Origin of the sequence: Cucumibacter marinus DSM 18995 (assembly GCF_000429865.1) — a bacterium.
In the GTDB taxonomy this organism is placed as follows: domain Bacteria; phylum Pseudomonadota; class Alphaproteobacteria; order Rhizobiales; family Devosiaceae; genus Cucumibacter; species Cucumibacter marinus.
Genome location: NZ_KE386978.1, coordinates 61072 through 74597 on the forward strand (window position 1 = coordinate 61072; position 13526 = coordinate 74597).

At 62.8% G+C, this 13526-nt stretch carries 13 protein-coding genes; 8 read left to right on the top strand and 5 right to left on the bottom strand.

All coding sequences use genetic code 11. The features are described from left to right. Window positions 1–5: 5 nt before the first annotated feature. The 3 genes from G489_RS0113610 to G489_RS0113620 form a co-directional block, all read right to left on the bottom strand. Window positions 6–236 (bottom strand): hypothetical protein, encoded by a 231-nt coding sequence (locus G489_RS0113610; RefSeq protein ID WP_029041993.1) that lies wholly within the window; start codon window positions 234–236, stop codon window positions 6–8. Between the two features lie 23 nt (window positions 237–259). Further along, window positions 260–1129 (bottom strand): S49 family peptidase, encoded by an 870-nt coding sequence (locus G489_RS0113615; RefSeq protein ID WP_407059834.1) that lies wholly within the window; start codon window positions 1127–1129, stop codon window positions 260–262. A gap of 75 nt (window positions 1130–1204) precedes the next feature. Next, window positions 1205–1987 carry a tRNA1(Val) (adenine(37)-N6)-methyltransferase gene (locus tag G489_RS0113620; protein WP_029041995.1) on the bottom strand — a complete coding sequence of 261 codons (783 nt, stop codon included), beginning with the start codon at window positions 1985–1987 and terminating at the stop codon, window positions 1205–1207. A 124-nt stretch (window positions 1988–2111) separates the two neighbouring features. Between G489_RS0113620 and G489_RS0113625 the strand changes: the two genes are divergently transcribed. From G489_RS0113625 to G489_RS0113640, 3 genes are all read left to right on the top strand, one after another. Then, window positions 2112–3125 carry a polyprenyl synthetase family protein gene (locus G489_RS0113625; protein ID WP_029041996.1) on the top strand — a complete coding sequence of 338 codons (1014 nt, stop codon included), beginning with the start codon at window positions 2112–2114 and terminating at the stop codon, window positions 3123–3125. Between the two features lie 181 nt (window positions 3126–3306). After that, window positions 3307–4239, top strand: a complete 933-nt coding sequence (locus tag G489_RS0113635) for an ABC transporter ATP-binding protein (protein WP_029041997.1) — start codon at window positions 3307–3309, stop codon at window positions 4237–4239. Next, entirely contained in the window at window positions 4236–4997 is a 762-nt protein-coding gene (locus G489_RS0113640) for an ABC transporter permease (RefSeq protein ID WP_029041998.1), read from the top strand. Before G489_RS0113635 ends, G489_RS0113640 begins: the two co-directional genes overlap by 4 nt. A gap of 22 nt (window positions 4998–5019) precedes the next feature. On the opposite strand, the gene G489_RS0113645 is transcribed toward G489_RS0113640, so the two are convergent. Then, window positions 5020–5922 (bottom strand): 4-(cytidine 5'-diphospho)-2-C-methyl-D-erythritol kinase, encoded by a 903-nt coding sequence (locus tag G489_RS0113645; RefSeq protein ID WP_051332651.1) that lies wholly within the window; start codon window positions 5920–5922, stop codon window positions 5020–5022. 11 nt (window positions 5923–5933) lie between these two features. Then, window positions 5934–7703: a tetratricopeptide repeat protein gene (locus G489_RS20625; RefSeq protein WP_051332652.1), complete on the bottom strand. Its 1770-nt coding sequence runs from the start codon at window positions 7701–7703 to the stop codon at window positions 5934–5936. A gap of 196 nt (window positions 7704–7899) precedes the next feature. Here G489_RS20625 and G489_RS0113655 point away from each other — a divergent pair, with 196 nt between their 5' ends. The 5 genes from G489_RS0113655 (at window position 7900) to G489_RS20635 (ending at window position 12835) form a co-directional block, all read left to right on the top strand. Continuing rightward, window positions 7900–8718 (top strand): uracil-DNA glycosylase, encoded by an 819-nt coding sequence (locus tag G489_RS0113655; protein WP_342667643.1) that lies wholly within the window; start codon window positions 7900–7902, stop codon window positions 8716–8718. Window positions 8719–8866: 148 nt separating this feature from the next. After that, window positions 8867–10228, top strand: coding sequence for an MFS transporter (locus tag G489_RS20630; RefSeq protein WP_081691585.1), 1362 nt, complete (start codon window positions 8867–8869; stop codon window positions 10226–10228). A gap of 6 nt (window positions 10229–10234) precedes the next feature. Then, window positions 10235–10774 carry a molybdenum cofactor biosynthesis protein B gene (gene moaB / locus G489_RS0113665; RefSeq protein WP_211198842.1) on the top strand — a complete coding sequence of 180 codons (540 nt, stop codon included), beginning with the start codon at window positions 10235–10237 and terminating at the stop codon, window positions 10772–10774. Window positions 10775–10790: 16 nt separating this feature from the next. Then, on the top strand, window positions 10791–11159 hold the full coding sequence (locus G489_RS0113670; RefSeq protein WP_035872801.1) for an MmcQ/YjbR family DNA-binding protein: 369 nt from the start codon (window positions 10791–10793) through the stop codon (window positions 11157–11159). 521 nt (window positions 11160–11680) lie between these two features. Beyond that, the gene (locus G489_RS20635) at window positions 11681–12835 is read left to right on the top strand and encodes a PA0069 family radical SAM protein (protein WP_051332653.1); all 1155 of its coding nucleotides are present in this window, start codon (window positions 11681–11683) and stop codon (window positions 12833–12835) included. Window positions 12836–13526: the final 691 nt, after the last annotated feature.

The following is a 13526-nucleotide window of genomic DNA, read 5'->3' on the forward strand; positions in this document are numbered from 1 at the left end:
CCCCCCTAGCCGCGGCGCTCGTCATCCTTGTTGGTCTCGTCGCCGCTGCGGGGACGATAGACGCCGTCTTCGTCGCGTTTGAGTTCGATGACGTCGGGCCGCTTGGACTCGGCGCGGTCGCGCTTACGGGTGTCATCATCAACGGTCTTGAAATAGTCGCTGAACGAGCGCGCAATGGCGCGGATGCCGAAAAACAGCACGGCAAAGACAACGACGAGCAGAATAAGTCGGGTCAAACAAAGTCTCCTTCACCGGCCGATTATAGACCGAAACGGTTCCAGTGCAGGCGGTCTTCTATGGCGGCCACGAGATCGTGTCCGATCGAACCGGCACCGGCCTCGACCCGCGCGAATGGCAGGCGCGGCAGCGAGAACAGCCCCCGCTTGGGCTTGATCGGCAAGACCTTGACCTTCTCGCCAAAGCGGGCGCGCAGGGTCGAGTGCATGTCGCCGATGGCATCGATCAGGCCGTATTCGATGGCGCGTCTTGCGGTCCAGAACTCGCCGGTGAACAGGTCGACATCGCCCTTCAGCTTGTGGCCTCGGCGCTCTTTCACCCAATCGATGAAAACCTCATGGATGTCGTTTTCCATCTGCTTGATGCGGGCGACATCCTCTTCCTTCTCGGGCAAGAATGCATCGAGCGTCGATTTGTTCTTGCCGGCGGTATAGAGGCGGCGCTCGATCCCGAGCTTGGCGATCGCGTCGACAAAGCCGAACATGGCCATGATCACCCCGATCGACCCTACAATCGAGGACGGGTCGGCGATGATCTCGTCACCGGCCGTGGCGATGAAATAGCCGCCCGACGCCGCAACATCTTCGGTGAAGACAAGCACCTGCTTGTCCTTTTCGGCAGCAAGGTCGCGGATATATTTGGCGATCAGCCGGGACTGGACGGCCGAGCCGCCGGGCGAGTTGACGACGATAGCGACGGCCGGCGCATTCTTGACGCCGAAGGCGCGGCGCAATAGCGGCCCGACCGAAGCGATATTGAGACGGCCGGCGCGGATATCGCTGTCGATAACACCCTGAAGGCGGACCAGCGGAATGACGGTCTCGGAGCGCCCGGTCAGGCGAGCGAGCCAGGGGGCCTTGGGTTTATCGGTCATGGCATCGATGTGCGACATGTCATTGTTCCGCCTGGTTCGAGTTGCGGGCCGTCCTCGCCCTTTGCTCCGCAATGTAGGAAGCGCATCGCGCTTCTACCAGTCCAGGCGGGATTTGCCGCGCAATATCGCATTCACCGGTTCGGTGAACGGTCCGCCCTCATGTTCGTGCAGCGCCAGCGCCGGCAGCAGCGACAGGGGTGCGCGCGAGCCCTTGGTACCGCGCATCAGGATGCGGCTGGCCGGCAAACCGGGGGCCGGGCAGACCGGCAGGATACGAATGGCACCCAGCCGTTTGGCAAAGGACGCCAGCATGCGCGACAGCGCTTCGGCGCGGTGGATGAAGACGATATCTGCCCCTGCGCGCGCCGTGGTGACCGCCGCGCGGACCCACAGATCGAGAGCCTGATTGTTGTGGAAATGCGCCGACGCCACGTCCGGATCATGCGGCGGGGTGGCAGTCAGCCAGTGAAAATACGGCGGATTGGCGATCACGACATCGAATCTGTTGGGCAGGATTCCCGCCGCCTCGCGCACCGCGGCGCCATCGGTGACATCGCAGCAGACCGCCCTGCCCCGCCCGCCCGCATTGGCGGAAAGATTGCGGGTGCACATGGCGATGGCCGCCTCGGATTTGTCGGCGAAGGTTCCCACCAGCGCCGGCGATCCCGACAGCGCGACAAGCCCGGCAACCCCGGTTCCGCAGCCCATATCCAGCAATTCGCCGCTCGCGCCATTCACCGAGGCGCCGAGCAGAACCGAATCCACCCCGGCGCGGAAACCGGACGCAGGCTGTTCGATCCACAGCCGGTCGCCCAAAAAGGCGTCGCGTGTGGCAGTTTGGCGTTTTACATCTGGTGTCGGCTGGTCTACGGACATCTCAACCGGCTGGGTGCAACCTCTCCTGCATAGCTAAGCAGCCTTGGCATGCGACGACAAGCTCAGCCTGAACTGGCGCCGGTGGGCGAGGAGCCGCCAGCGCTCCGAAACGCATGGGATCAGGATGGACGCGGCAAAGTCAGCACCGCAGACCTCAGCACCGGACAGCATCGGGGAACTGGTCAGCCTGACCGGGCCCGGCATGGACCGCGTCAATGCGCTGATCTTGGAGCGGGCCGGTTCGCATGTCGAAATGGTCCCCGAAGTGGCCCACCACCTCATCGAGGCCGGCGGCAAGCGGCTACGCCCGATGCTGACCATCGCCAGCGCGCTGTTGAGCGGCGGACCGGACGGGTCCGAAGTCAATTACGCGGCCTCGGTCGAGTTCATGCACACGGCAACGCTGCTGCATGACGACGTGGTCGATGAAAGCGAACAGCGGCGCGGCAAGCCTGCTGCTCGCATGGTCTGGGGTAACCAGGCCAGTGTGCTGGTCGGGGATTTCCTGTTGGGCCAGGCCTTCATGATGATGGTCGAAGCCGGCAATCTCGACGCGCTCGGTGTGTTGAGCCGGGCGGCGGCGATCATTGCCGAAGGTGAAGTGCTGCAATTGGCCAAGGCCGGCGATCTTGACGCGAGCGAAGACGATTATTTCGCCGTGATCGAAGCCAAGACCGCCGCGCTTTTTGCCGCTGCGACGGAAGTCGGCGCCATTGCAGGCGGCACGGATGATGCCGGACGGACCGCGCTCAGAGATTATGGCCATGCGCTCGGCATCGCCTTCCAGCTCATCGACGATGTGCTCGATTTCGGCGGTGCGAGCGGCGTTCTGGGCAAGAATGTCGGAGACGACCTGCGCGAGGGCAAGATGACCCTGCCGGTGATCCTGCTGCTTCAGCGCGGGGGCGCAGAGGCCCGCGCTCTCATTGAGAAGACGCTCGGCAAGGCAGATACCGGCGACGATCATGTGGCCGAAGTGGTCCGGGCCATGAAAGCGCACGGCGTGCTCGAATCCGTGATGGAGCGGGCCCATGACGAAGCTGCCAGGGCCCGCCGGTCGCTCGAAGCCCTGCCCGAAGGCGAGATCCGGACCCTGATCGCCGATATTGCCGATTTCTGCGTCAGCCGCGCCTATTAGCCTGCCGCCCGGTTCAGGCCGCCATTGATCTGCCGGCCTCGCCGTTGCGTTGATCCCCTTGTTTGGTTGATGCCCTTGGCGGAACGATCGTCAGGTCCTATATCGGGCGCAGCGCTTTTCAGCCAAAAATTCATCAGCCGGGTCACGACCCGGTTTTTCCATTTCAAGCGAATGAGGCACCATGCCGACCGCTGCAGCCATTTCCATTTCGGGTCTCTATAAGACCTATGACAACGGGTTCGAGGCCCTCAAATCCATCGACCTCGAAATCCGCAAGGGAGAGATATTTGCCCTGCTCGGCCCCAACGGGGCAGGCAAGACCACCTTGATCGGGACCGTTTGCGGCCTCGTTCAGCCTTCAGGCGGCACCATCCTCGCCGACGGGCACAATGTCATCACCGAGTTCCGCGCCGCCCGCTACAAGATCGGGCTGGTTCCCCAGGAACTGACGACAGAAAACTTCGAATCCGTGTGGGCAACAGTCAGCTTCTCGCGCGGACTTTTCGGGCGTTCGCCCAACCCCGCCTATATCGAGCAGTTGCTCAAGGACCTGTCGCTCTGGGACAAGAAGGATAACAAGCTCATGACCCTTTCGGGGGGCATGAAACGGCGTGTGCTGATCGCCAAGGCGCTGAGCCACGAACCCGACATCCTGTTCCTCGACGAACCGACCGCCGGTGTCGATGTCGAATTGCGGCGCGACATGTGGCAGGTCGTCAGGCGTCTCAAGGAGAAGGGCGTCACCGTGATCCTGACCACCCATTATATCGACGAGGCCGAGGAAATGGCCGACCGGGTGGGCGTGATCAACAAGGGCGAGATCGTGCTGGTCGAGGAGAAGGACGAGTTGATGCGCAAACTCGGGCGCAAGCAGCTCCTGCTCCAACTGCAGGACAAGCTCGAGGAGATCCCCGACACGCTCAAGGAGCGCGGGCTCGAACTCGCCTCGGACGGCTACGAGTTGATCTTCACCTATGACGCCCAGGCCGAGCGCACGGGCATTGCGGGCCTTCTCGAAGACCTCAACGCCGCCGGTATCCGCTTCAAGGACCTCAAGACCGCCCAATCTTCGCTCGAGGAAATCTTTGTCAATCTGGTGAGGGAACAGCAATGAACTTTCATGCCATCCGCGCCATCTATTTCTATGAGATGGCCCGCACGTTCCGCACCCTGATGCAATCCGTGATCTCGCCGGTGATCTCCACTGCTTTGTATTTCGTGGTCTTCGGCGCGGCGATCGGCTCGCGTATCGAACAGGTCGACGGGGTCAGCTATGGGGCGTTCATCGTGCCGGGGCTGATGATGCTGTCGCTGCTCACCCAGAGCATTTCGAACGCCGCCTTCGGGATCTATTTCCCCAAATTCGTCGGCACTATTTACGAAGCAATGTCGGCGCCAGTCTCTTATGTCGAACTGGTGATCGCCTATGTGGGGGCCGCCGCGACCAAGGCCACCGCGCTCGGGCTGATCATCCTTGCGACGGCGACGATGTTCGTCGACCTCGAAATCCAGCATCCTTTCGTGATGCTCGGCTTTCTGGTGATGACATCGATCACCTTCTCGCTTGTGGGATTCATCATCGGCATCTGGGCGGACAATTTCGAGAAGCTGCAATTGGTACCGCTGCTGATCGTGACCCCCCTCGCCTTTTTAGGCGGGAGCTTTTATTCGATCTCGATGCTGCCCCCGTTCTGGCAGACAGTGACCCTGTTCAACCCGGTCGTTTATCTGATTTCGGGCTTCCGCTGGGCCTTTTACGGGGTGTCGGACGTGCCGGTGATCGTCAGCTTCGGGATGACGCTTGTCTTCCTCATGGCCGGCCTGTTGATCGTGCGCTGGATCTTCAAGACCGGATATCGGCTCAAGAGCTAGCAAGCCGACCCTTGCGGGCGGTTCACGCCGCCCGCAACACCGGGGTCGAGGCGATCCAGTGGTCGGGGAAGCGGGTCCGCAGGTCGCGCGCGGCCTGCATGGCCTGGGCGGACGATCCGAACAGACCGAATACCGTTGCACCAGAACCTGACATCCGCGACAGCATGCAACCGGGCAGCGGCGCCATGGCCTTCAGCAGGTCGCTGATCACCGGCGCCACCTGACGGGCGGCGGACTCGAGGTCGTTGCGGGCATCGCTGAGATACATGGCGAAGACCGGCAACCGTCCGAAGCCGTCAGGCAGCGGTGCGAGTGCCGGGTTGTCCCGCTTTTCGAGGTGGCGGAAGACTTCTGCCGTCGGCACGGGAACCAGCGGGTTGATCAGAACCAGATGGCAGGCCGGGGTGTCCGGCAACCTTTCGAGCTGTTCGCCGACCCCGCCGACCCGGCAGGTCTCGCTCAAAAGGCACATGGGGATATCGGCACCGAGTTCAGCGCCGAGCGCCATCAGCTCGGCTTCGGCCACCCGCCTTGTACTGGCCCGCCGCATCAGCCTGAGGGCAGCCGCGGCATCGGCCGATCCCCCGCCGATCCCCGCCGCGACCGGCAGCATCTTGTTGAGCGTGATCTCCAGTCCGGTTTCCACGTGATCCGGCCAGCGGGTGCGGAAGGCGGAAACCGCGCGTTCGACCAGGTTGGCCTGTTCGCCCTTGAGCGCGGCGGCAAAGGGCCCGGTCAGGCGCAGCCTGTCAGCAGGCGCCTTGCGTGCGGTCAGCTCGTCGGCCAATTCGGTGAAGACCGTGATGCCGTCAATGGTGTGGTAGCCGTTCGGCAGCCGCCCGGTGACATGCAGCGCGAGATTGATCTTGGCGGGCGCCGGCTCCGCCAGCGGAGCCGGTTGCCGCAATGCCGTATCGGTGGGCACGCGCCGCCTGCCTATTCGGCGTCGGCGAGCACGGTATCGAGACCGAATTCAAGCTTGCGCTCGATCTCCTCGATGGCGCCGTCTTCCTCGGGTCCGAGGTCGCGGGCGACCATCCACTGGAAGCGCGCCTCGCGCTTGCGCCCGACCTGCCAGTAGGCATCACCCAGGTGGTCGTTGAGGGTCGCTTCGCCCGGTGAGATCAGCACCGCCCGTTCGAGGGTCTCGACAGCTTCCTCGTAGCGTCCGAGCCGATAATAGGCCCAGCCGAGGCTGTCGATGATGTAACCGTCATTGGGACGCAGATCGACCGCCTTCTCGATCATTTCGAGCGCGCGTTCGAGATGCAGGCCCTGATCGACCCAGGAATAGCCCAGATAGTTGAGAACCTGCGGCTGGTCCGGGAACAGTTCGAGGGAGCGCAGGAAATCGGGTTCGGCGTTTTCCCACTGCTTGGCGCGCTCATAAGCGATGCCGCGCAGATAGTAGTAGCGCCAGTCCGAGGGGCTTTGCCCGCCGGTGATCTCGATGCCGCGGCCATAATAATCGGCGGCTTCGACATATTGCTCGTCAGCGCGCAGCAGATTGCCGAGTGCAATCGCGGCGTCGACACTGTCGGGATTGGCGGTGGCGATATTGCCGAGTTCGCGGATCGCCTCGTCGAGATCGCCGAGTTGTTCGAGGTTTTCAGCAACCTTGATCACCGCGTTGATGCGCAGGGGCGAATTGACCGAAATCTTTTCATAGACCTCATTAGCCGATTCATAGCGTTCGGCATGGTCGAGCATTTCACCGAGCGTGATCGCGGCCATGTCGGCTTCGGGATCGAGCAGCAGGGCCAGGCGCATGAACACGAGGCTGAGTTCGGTGGTGTCGTTGGCGCCGAGCGCGGTGCCGAGCCCGTGCATGAGTTCGGCAGCGCCTTCCTGTACATTCACCGCGAACTTGCCGGGACGTACCTTCTTGTCGACGGCTTCGCCGACCAGGTCGATATAGGGGTGGGAGATGCCGCGGGCCTCGAATTCGTCGAGCACTTGGGCGGCCTTTTCGAAGTCGCCGCCATTGGCCAGCGCGCGGACATAGGCCTCAACGATGCGGAAGACGAAGGGGTCCGTCTCATAGGCCTGGGCCAAGAGGGGCAGCGCCTTGTCGCGGTCGCCTGCCACATCCGCCATCAGGCCGCGATGGAAGCGCAGAAACTCGGTGAAGCCGGGCTGGTCGATGCTTTCAACCAGCTGATAGGCCTCGTCATTGCGCCCGGCGCCGAGCAGCGCCCAGGCCCGCAGCGCATTGCCGGTGATGCCCGCCAGGGTTTGCGGCTGCATGGGTTCGAGAAGCTGAATGGCGGAACTGTAGCGCCGCTCCTTGAGTGCCATGGCGCCAAGGGTGAGCCGCGCCAGTTCGGCATTGGGGTCGAGATCGACCAATCGCTGGGCGAGGCCCTCGGCGGTGTCAAAATGGCCGGCGGCGGCCGAAGACGTGAACGCCCGGTCAACCAGGAACGGATTGTCCCAGTCGTGTTCGAGCGCATCGAGATAGTAGTTGGCGGCGTAGTCCTCGCGCCTGTCGGTCTCGGCGCTGCGCGCGGCCAGGAAACTTCCCGAGGAGGATGGTTCGACGAAGTCGAAACCGCCATCGAAGGACTGGGCGGAGGCGTTGCCGGCGAGCCCGGCAGCGAGAATCACAACAGCGAGGGAGGTCAGTTTGATCGGGGCCAAGTTTTCACACACAGTTTTCGGCGGCGCGCCGCAAGCGGCGGTCACCATGGGTTTGGTCAAGGCCATCCGTTGCTGCCCGTCTCGGTTTCCGCCATTGCGGAAGCGGGCAGTGCCGGCGGCCCTCGGCGTCTGACGCCTAATATGCGGCAAAGATTGGCGCTTTTGCGACCCTCAGGCAAGGCGGTCACCGGGTTTTGTTGGACGCGGTGACGACAGGGGCCCGGCGTGCTAACAAACGCCCGAAAGGCGGAAACTTCCGGCGATGATGGCGACAGAACGCGAAGAAGCGCTTGCGGTGCTGAAATGGTACCGCGATGCGGGGGTTGATGCGGCGCTCGAGGAGGCGCCGGTCGATCAATTCGCGCGTTCAGCGATCGCCCCGAAGCCGCAGGCCAAGCCGCGCCTGCCGGGCGATCAACCGGTGCCGGCAACACCATCCGCCCCGCCGCCGTCAGCCCGCCAGCCCGATACCGGCGCCATCGATTCGGCCCGCGACATCGCGGCAGCCACCACCGATATAGCCGCTCTCGAGGCCGCAGTCGGCGCCTTCGAAGGCTGCCCCCTCAAGGCGCGGGCCACCCAGCTGTGCTTTGCCGATGGCAACCCGCAAGCCGATATCATGCTGATCGGGGAAGCGCCGGGCCGGGACGAGGATATCCAGGGCAAGCCCTTTGTTGGTCGTTCAGGCCAGCTGCTCGACCGGATTCTCGGCGCGGTCGGGCTCAGCCGCGAAACGGTCTATATCGCCAACACGGTCTATTGGCGCCCGCCAGGCAATCGTACGCCGACTCCGGCAGAAATCGCGGTGTGCCGGCCTTTCCTTGAAAGGCAGGTCGAGTTGGTCGCCCCGAAAATCATCGTGGCGCTGGGCGGTGCTTCGGCCAAGGAGCTGTTCGACACCGATACCGGTATCACCCGTTTGCGGGGCCAGTGGCGCACGCTCAAAATGGGCAATCATGAATGCCCGGCCATTGCCACGCTGCACCCGGCCTACCTGCTGCGTCAGCCGGCGCAAAAACGGCTCGTCTGGCGCGACATGCTGGCGATTGCCGACAAATATGCGGAACTGACCGCCCAATAGGCCGCACAGGCGCCGATTCCCCCCGGACCGCCTTGATTCAAACACATCGCCATGACCACAGGGCGCGCCGGAACGCTTCCGTGTTTCAACGGGTTTACCCGGCCTGCGAACAATGGCACTCAACTGATATTACCATCCCGGACTGATCATGGCCGACGTCATCAAAGTCACTGCCCTTTTGCTTGGCTCCGCGCTGCTGATGTTCGCAGGCGGGCTGCAAGGTCTGCTGATCACCGTCAGGGGCGGTGAGGAAGGGTTCTCCCTGGCCGCGCTCGGCCTGATCGGCACCAGCTGGTCTGTCGGCTATATCGCGGGCACGCTGATCGTGCCCAAGCTTGTCAGCCGGGTCGGGCATATCCGCTCCTATTCGGTGATGGCAGCGGTCGCCTCGGTGGTGATCCTGTTCAACCTCTTGTTCATCGAACAGAACTCCTGGATCGTCCTGCGTGCCTTTTCCGGCTTCTGTTTCGCCGGCGCCGCAATGATCGTCGAGAGCTGGATCAACGAGGTCACCAATTCCGATCGGCGCGGAACGGTCTTTTCCTCCTACACCATGGTCAACCTGGTGTTCGTCACCGCCGGGCAGATGGCGCTGTCGGTGGTCGGGGTGTCCTCGCTCGTGCCGTTCGTGCTGGGCGCGATGGCCTTTTCCCTGGCCGTGCTGCCCACCGCCATGTCAATGAGCCCGCAGCCCAAACCGCTGCTGGGTGCGCGGCTGAATCTTGGACTTTTGTACAAGACTTCGCCGGTGGCGGTGATCGCTTCGCTGATTGTCGGCGTTGCGGGCGGCGTGTTCGGTACGCTGGCACCGGTCTATGGCATCAAGATCGGGCTCGACAGCGCGACCATCGCCTATCTGATGAGCCTTTCCATGGTCATCGGGGCGGTGGCGCAACTGCCCTTCGGGCGGTTGTCGGACAAGATCGACCGGCGCGTCGTCCTGATTGCCACCAGCCTGATCTCCGCGGTCGCCGGCACAGCGCTCGTTCTGCTCAATCCGGGCAATGGCTGGCTGTTGTATCTGCTGTTCGGGCTCTACGGGCTGGCCGCCAATTCGATCTACGCGGTCGCGGTCGCCCATGCGAACGACCATGCGGACGAATCCGATTTCGCCAATGTCGCCTCCGGCCTCATCCTGCTTTACGGCATCGGGCTGGCCATCGGTCCGATCATCGGTTCGTTCGTGATGTCGGTGATGATGCCGGTGTCGCTGTTCATCGTGACGGCGGCGTTCCACGCGCTTCTGGCCATCTATGCCTATTACCGCATGCAGGTCAGCGCGCGGGTCGGCAAGGCTGACCGCAGTCCGTTCCGGGCCATGCCGGCCGGGCGCGAAACCACGCCCGAGACCGTTGCACTCGACCCCCGGACCGACGAAGAATGGCTCGAGACCGAATATGAGACCATTGCCGAGGACCAGGAGCCCGTCGAGGATAATGGCATCCACGGCGATGAAACCGACATCGCTGTTGACACCCGAGACGCTGGCACCGAAGACAAGGACAAGTGAAACGTGATCACCTTTCCCCACAAGATCGATGACAGCATCGACGCGGTGGCGCTAGGCGTTGCCATTCTGGCAGTGTCCGACACAAGAACGCTCGAAACCGACACGTCCGGCGCGTTGCTCAAGGAGATGGTGGAGCGCGACGGCCACACTGTCCTCGACAGGCAGATCGTCAAGGACGATATGAGCGCGATCACCTCGGTGGTGGCCGGCTGGATCTCGGACCCGAAGGTCGATGTCATCCTGACGACCGGTGGCACCGGATTTGCCAAGCGCGATGTGACGCCGGAAGCGGTGGAGCCGATGTTCGAAAAGCGCATGGAAGGCTTTTCCGTGCTCTTCCACCAGTATTCGGCGCAGACCATCGGCACATCGACCCTGCAATCGCGGGCGACCGCGGGAATGGCTGGGGAGACACTGATTTTCTGTCTGCCGGGCTCACGCGGCGCCTGCCGCGACGCCTGGGACGGCGTGCTGAAATTCCAGCTCGATGCGCGGCACCAGCCCTGCAATTTCCTCGAGATCCTGCCCAGATACGCGGCAAAATAGAACCGGATTTCCACCCATGGGCGTCAAGGATATCGAGGCCGAACTTCTCGCCTTTGCCAATGGGTTTCCCGGCGCGGAGATTTCCGAGCCATGGGGCCATTATGCGGTCAAGGCCGGGGGCAAGACCTTCGTCTTTCTTTCCGGTGAAGCCGGGGAAGACGGTTGGCTCGGCATCACCGTCAAACTACCGGTCTCCGGTGAGATGGCGCTCTCGCTCGATTACGTGGAACGCGCCCGTTACAATCTCGGCAAATCCGGCTGGGTCACCCTGCGGCAGGCCGAAGGCGATGAAATCGACATTGGCATGCTCAAGGGATGGATCGAACAGAGCTATCGCGCCATCGCCACGAAAAAACTGGTCATAGAGCTGGACACGCGGGGCTAGGCGCGCGCGCGTCGATTGCCTTTTCAACTGAGGCCGGCGGACCATTCGATCAGCCTTCCGAGCATAGTGCTCAAGGCGTTCGCCCAAGTTCGGCCGGGGACCCCGCTGCCTTCGGCACCTCCCCGGCGGTCGGAACCTGCTGACGATTCACCGGATCGTCAGCCTGGCGCATTGCGCCAACCGGTTCCTCACTCTCAAGGCTTCCTCACCTCAAATCGGTCCACCGGATGTTGGTGCTTATTGGCAACCTCTCAGGGCCATTCGAGCATAGCTCTCATGGCTTCCTCGCTTCAGAACGCTCCACCGGAGCATTCTGCATCCCTTGCGTGATGACAGCAGCCATCAGTGGGCCTTTCGAGCACAGCTCTCAAGGCTTCCTCACCTCAAATCGGTCCACCGGACCGATTTGCGCCCTAAAGGGGCGACGGTGAGGAATGTTCTATCTTTGTTCTCATTTGCATGCTAATTCTTGTTCACGGTCGAATCGGGGTTTCTCCCCGCCGCAAATCAAGGAGAGCCAAATGGGACTTCACGCCGCTTACCCGCCCCCGCCTGCTCTTTTGGCGCAGCTTGGCGGCTCGCCTGACGCGGATCTTGCGCGCAGGCAAACGGTCACGCCGGACCGCAATCGCGGCCGGGGGGCGATGTCCAACCAGTCGGGCCGTTTCGAGCGCGAAAGCCGGGAAACCTTCGATGATGGATGGGGGAGCCTTGAGACCCTGCCGGCCTTCGAGACTAATGAGCATGAGGAAAAGGCGAAGACGGTCATTACCCGGAACACGTCGCCCGATATCGCCTTTGATCGCTCGATCAATCCTTATCGGGGCTGCGAGCATGGCTGTTCCTATTGCTTTGCGCGTCCGACCCACACCTATCTCGGGCTGTCGGCGGGACTCGATTTCGAACGCGAATTGTTTGCCAAGGTCAATGCGGCCGACCGGCTGCGCGAGGAACTCGGCAAGCCCCGTTACGGGGTCAAGCCCATTGGCATCGGCACCAATACCGACCCCTATCAGCCGATCGAGCGCAAGCGGAAGATCATGGGCGAGATCCTCGAAGTGCTGCATGAGACGCGGCACCCGGTGACCATCGTCACCAAGTCGGCGCTGATCGTGCGCGACCTCGATATCCTCACCGAGATGGCGAAGCAGAACCTTGTGCATGTGGGCATCTCGGTGACAACGCTCGACCACAAGCTTTCGCGCAATATGGAGCCGCGGGCGTCTTCGCCGGCGCGGCGGCTCGAGGCGATCAAATTGCTGAGCGAGGCCGGCATTCCGGTGCGCATCATGGCGGCGCCGATGATCCCGGCGATCAATGACATGGAGCTTGAGCGCATTCTGGCGGCAGGTGCCGACCAGGGGGCGAAGGCGGCCAGCATGATCCTTTTGCGCCTGCCCAACGAGGTGCGCGACGTGTTCCGCGAATGGCTTTTGCACCACTACCCGGACAAGTTCCGGCATGTGATGAACCTCATCCGAGACATGCGCGGCGGGCGCGACAATGATCCGCGCTTCGGGTCGCGGATGCGCGGCGACGGCCCCTATGCCTTCTCGCTGCAAAGCCGGTTCGACCTGGCGGTCAAGCGCTATGGGCTCAAGCGTAATCTGCCGAGCCTGAGAACGGACCGTTTCACCGCCCCCAAACAGGACGACCCGCAACTCGCGCTGTTCTGAGGGATGGTTGGGGCCTCGATCAGGCTGGCACGGGATTCACCTCTCCCTTGGGGGGAGAGGTCGATCCGAAGGATCGGGTGAGGGGGCCTTGGCTGAGGGGGCCTTGGCTGAGGGGGCCCTGGCTGAGGTAGAACAGAGCCCCTAACCCCAACCCTCTCCCCCGGCGGGGAGAGGGAGCTCTCGGTGCACCAACTCTCAGTCCCAAAGCCCTCACCCTGAGGTGCGAGGTGAAACCGAGCCTCGAAGGGCGAGGGCGGAGCGGTGACGGCGGGGTGGCGCCCGCCGCAACAACATTCGTCATGCTCGGGCTCGACCCGAGCATCCATGATGAGATGACGCACGGGAACCAGTACTGATTACTGCACTACCGATGAGAAGTGCCGAAGTGCCTCATGGACCCTCGGATCAAGTCCGAGGGTGACGAGGTGGGTGGAGGTGCAACCCCAAGCCCTCACCCTGAGGTGCGAGGGGAACCCGAGCCTCGAAGGGCGAGGGCGCCGAGTTTAGCCATTCGAGCTAGTTCTCATGGCTTTTCTTCGCTCGCAAAGCTCCACCGGAGCTTTGCGTTGCCGTTGGCAAACGCTTGAAAGTTATCCCCGCCCCAAAAACGTCCCTTATCCTCACCGAACCAGCTTGCGATTGAGCGTGGTCGCGACGAACGGTCAGGCAGGTCTGGGTCCGGGTTCCATGA

Coding starts and splice junctions, on each gene's coding strand:
- G489_RS0113640 (WP_029041998.1), top strand. CDS start 4,236: ATGAACTTTCATGCCATCCGCGCCATCTATTTCTATGAGATGGCCCGC.
- G489_RS0113670 (WP_035872801.1), top strand. CDS start 10,791: ATGGGCGTCAAGGATATCGAGGCCGAACTTCTCGCCTTTGCCAATGGG.
- G489_RS20635 (WP_051332653.1), top strand. CDS start 11,681: ATGGGACTTCACGCCGCTTACCCGCCCCCGCCTGCTCTTTTGGCGCAG.
- G489_RS0113655 (WP_342667643.1), top strand. CDS start 7,900: ATGATGGCGACAGAACGCGAAGAAGCGCTTGCGGTGCTGAAATGGTAC.
- G489_RS0113635 (WP_029041997.1), top strand. CDS start 3,307: ATGCCGACCGCTGCAGCCATTTCCATTTCGGGTCTCTATAAGACCTAT.
- G489_RS0113625 (WP_029041996.1), top strand. CDS start 2,112: ATGGACGCGGCAAAGTCAGCACCGCAGACCTCAGCACCGGACAGCATC.
- G489_RS20630 (WP_081691585.1), top strand. CDS start 8,867: ATGGCCGACGTCATCAAAGTCACTGCCCTTTTGCTTGGCTCCGCGCTG.
- G489_RS20625 (WP_051332652.1), bottom strand. CDS start 7,703: ATGGCCTTGACCAAACCCATGGTGACCGCCGCTTGCGGCGCGCCGCCG.
- G489_RS0113620 (WP_029041995.1), bottom strand. CDS start 1,987: ATGTCCGTAGACCAGCCGACACCAGATGTAAAACGCCAAACTGCCACA.
- G489_RS0113615 (WP_407059834.1), bottom strand. CDS start 1,129: ATGTCGCACATCGATGCCATGACCGATAAACCCAAGGCCCCCTGGCTC.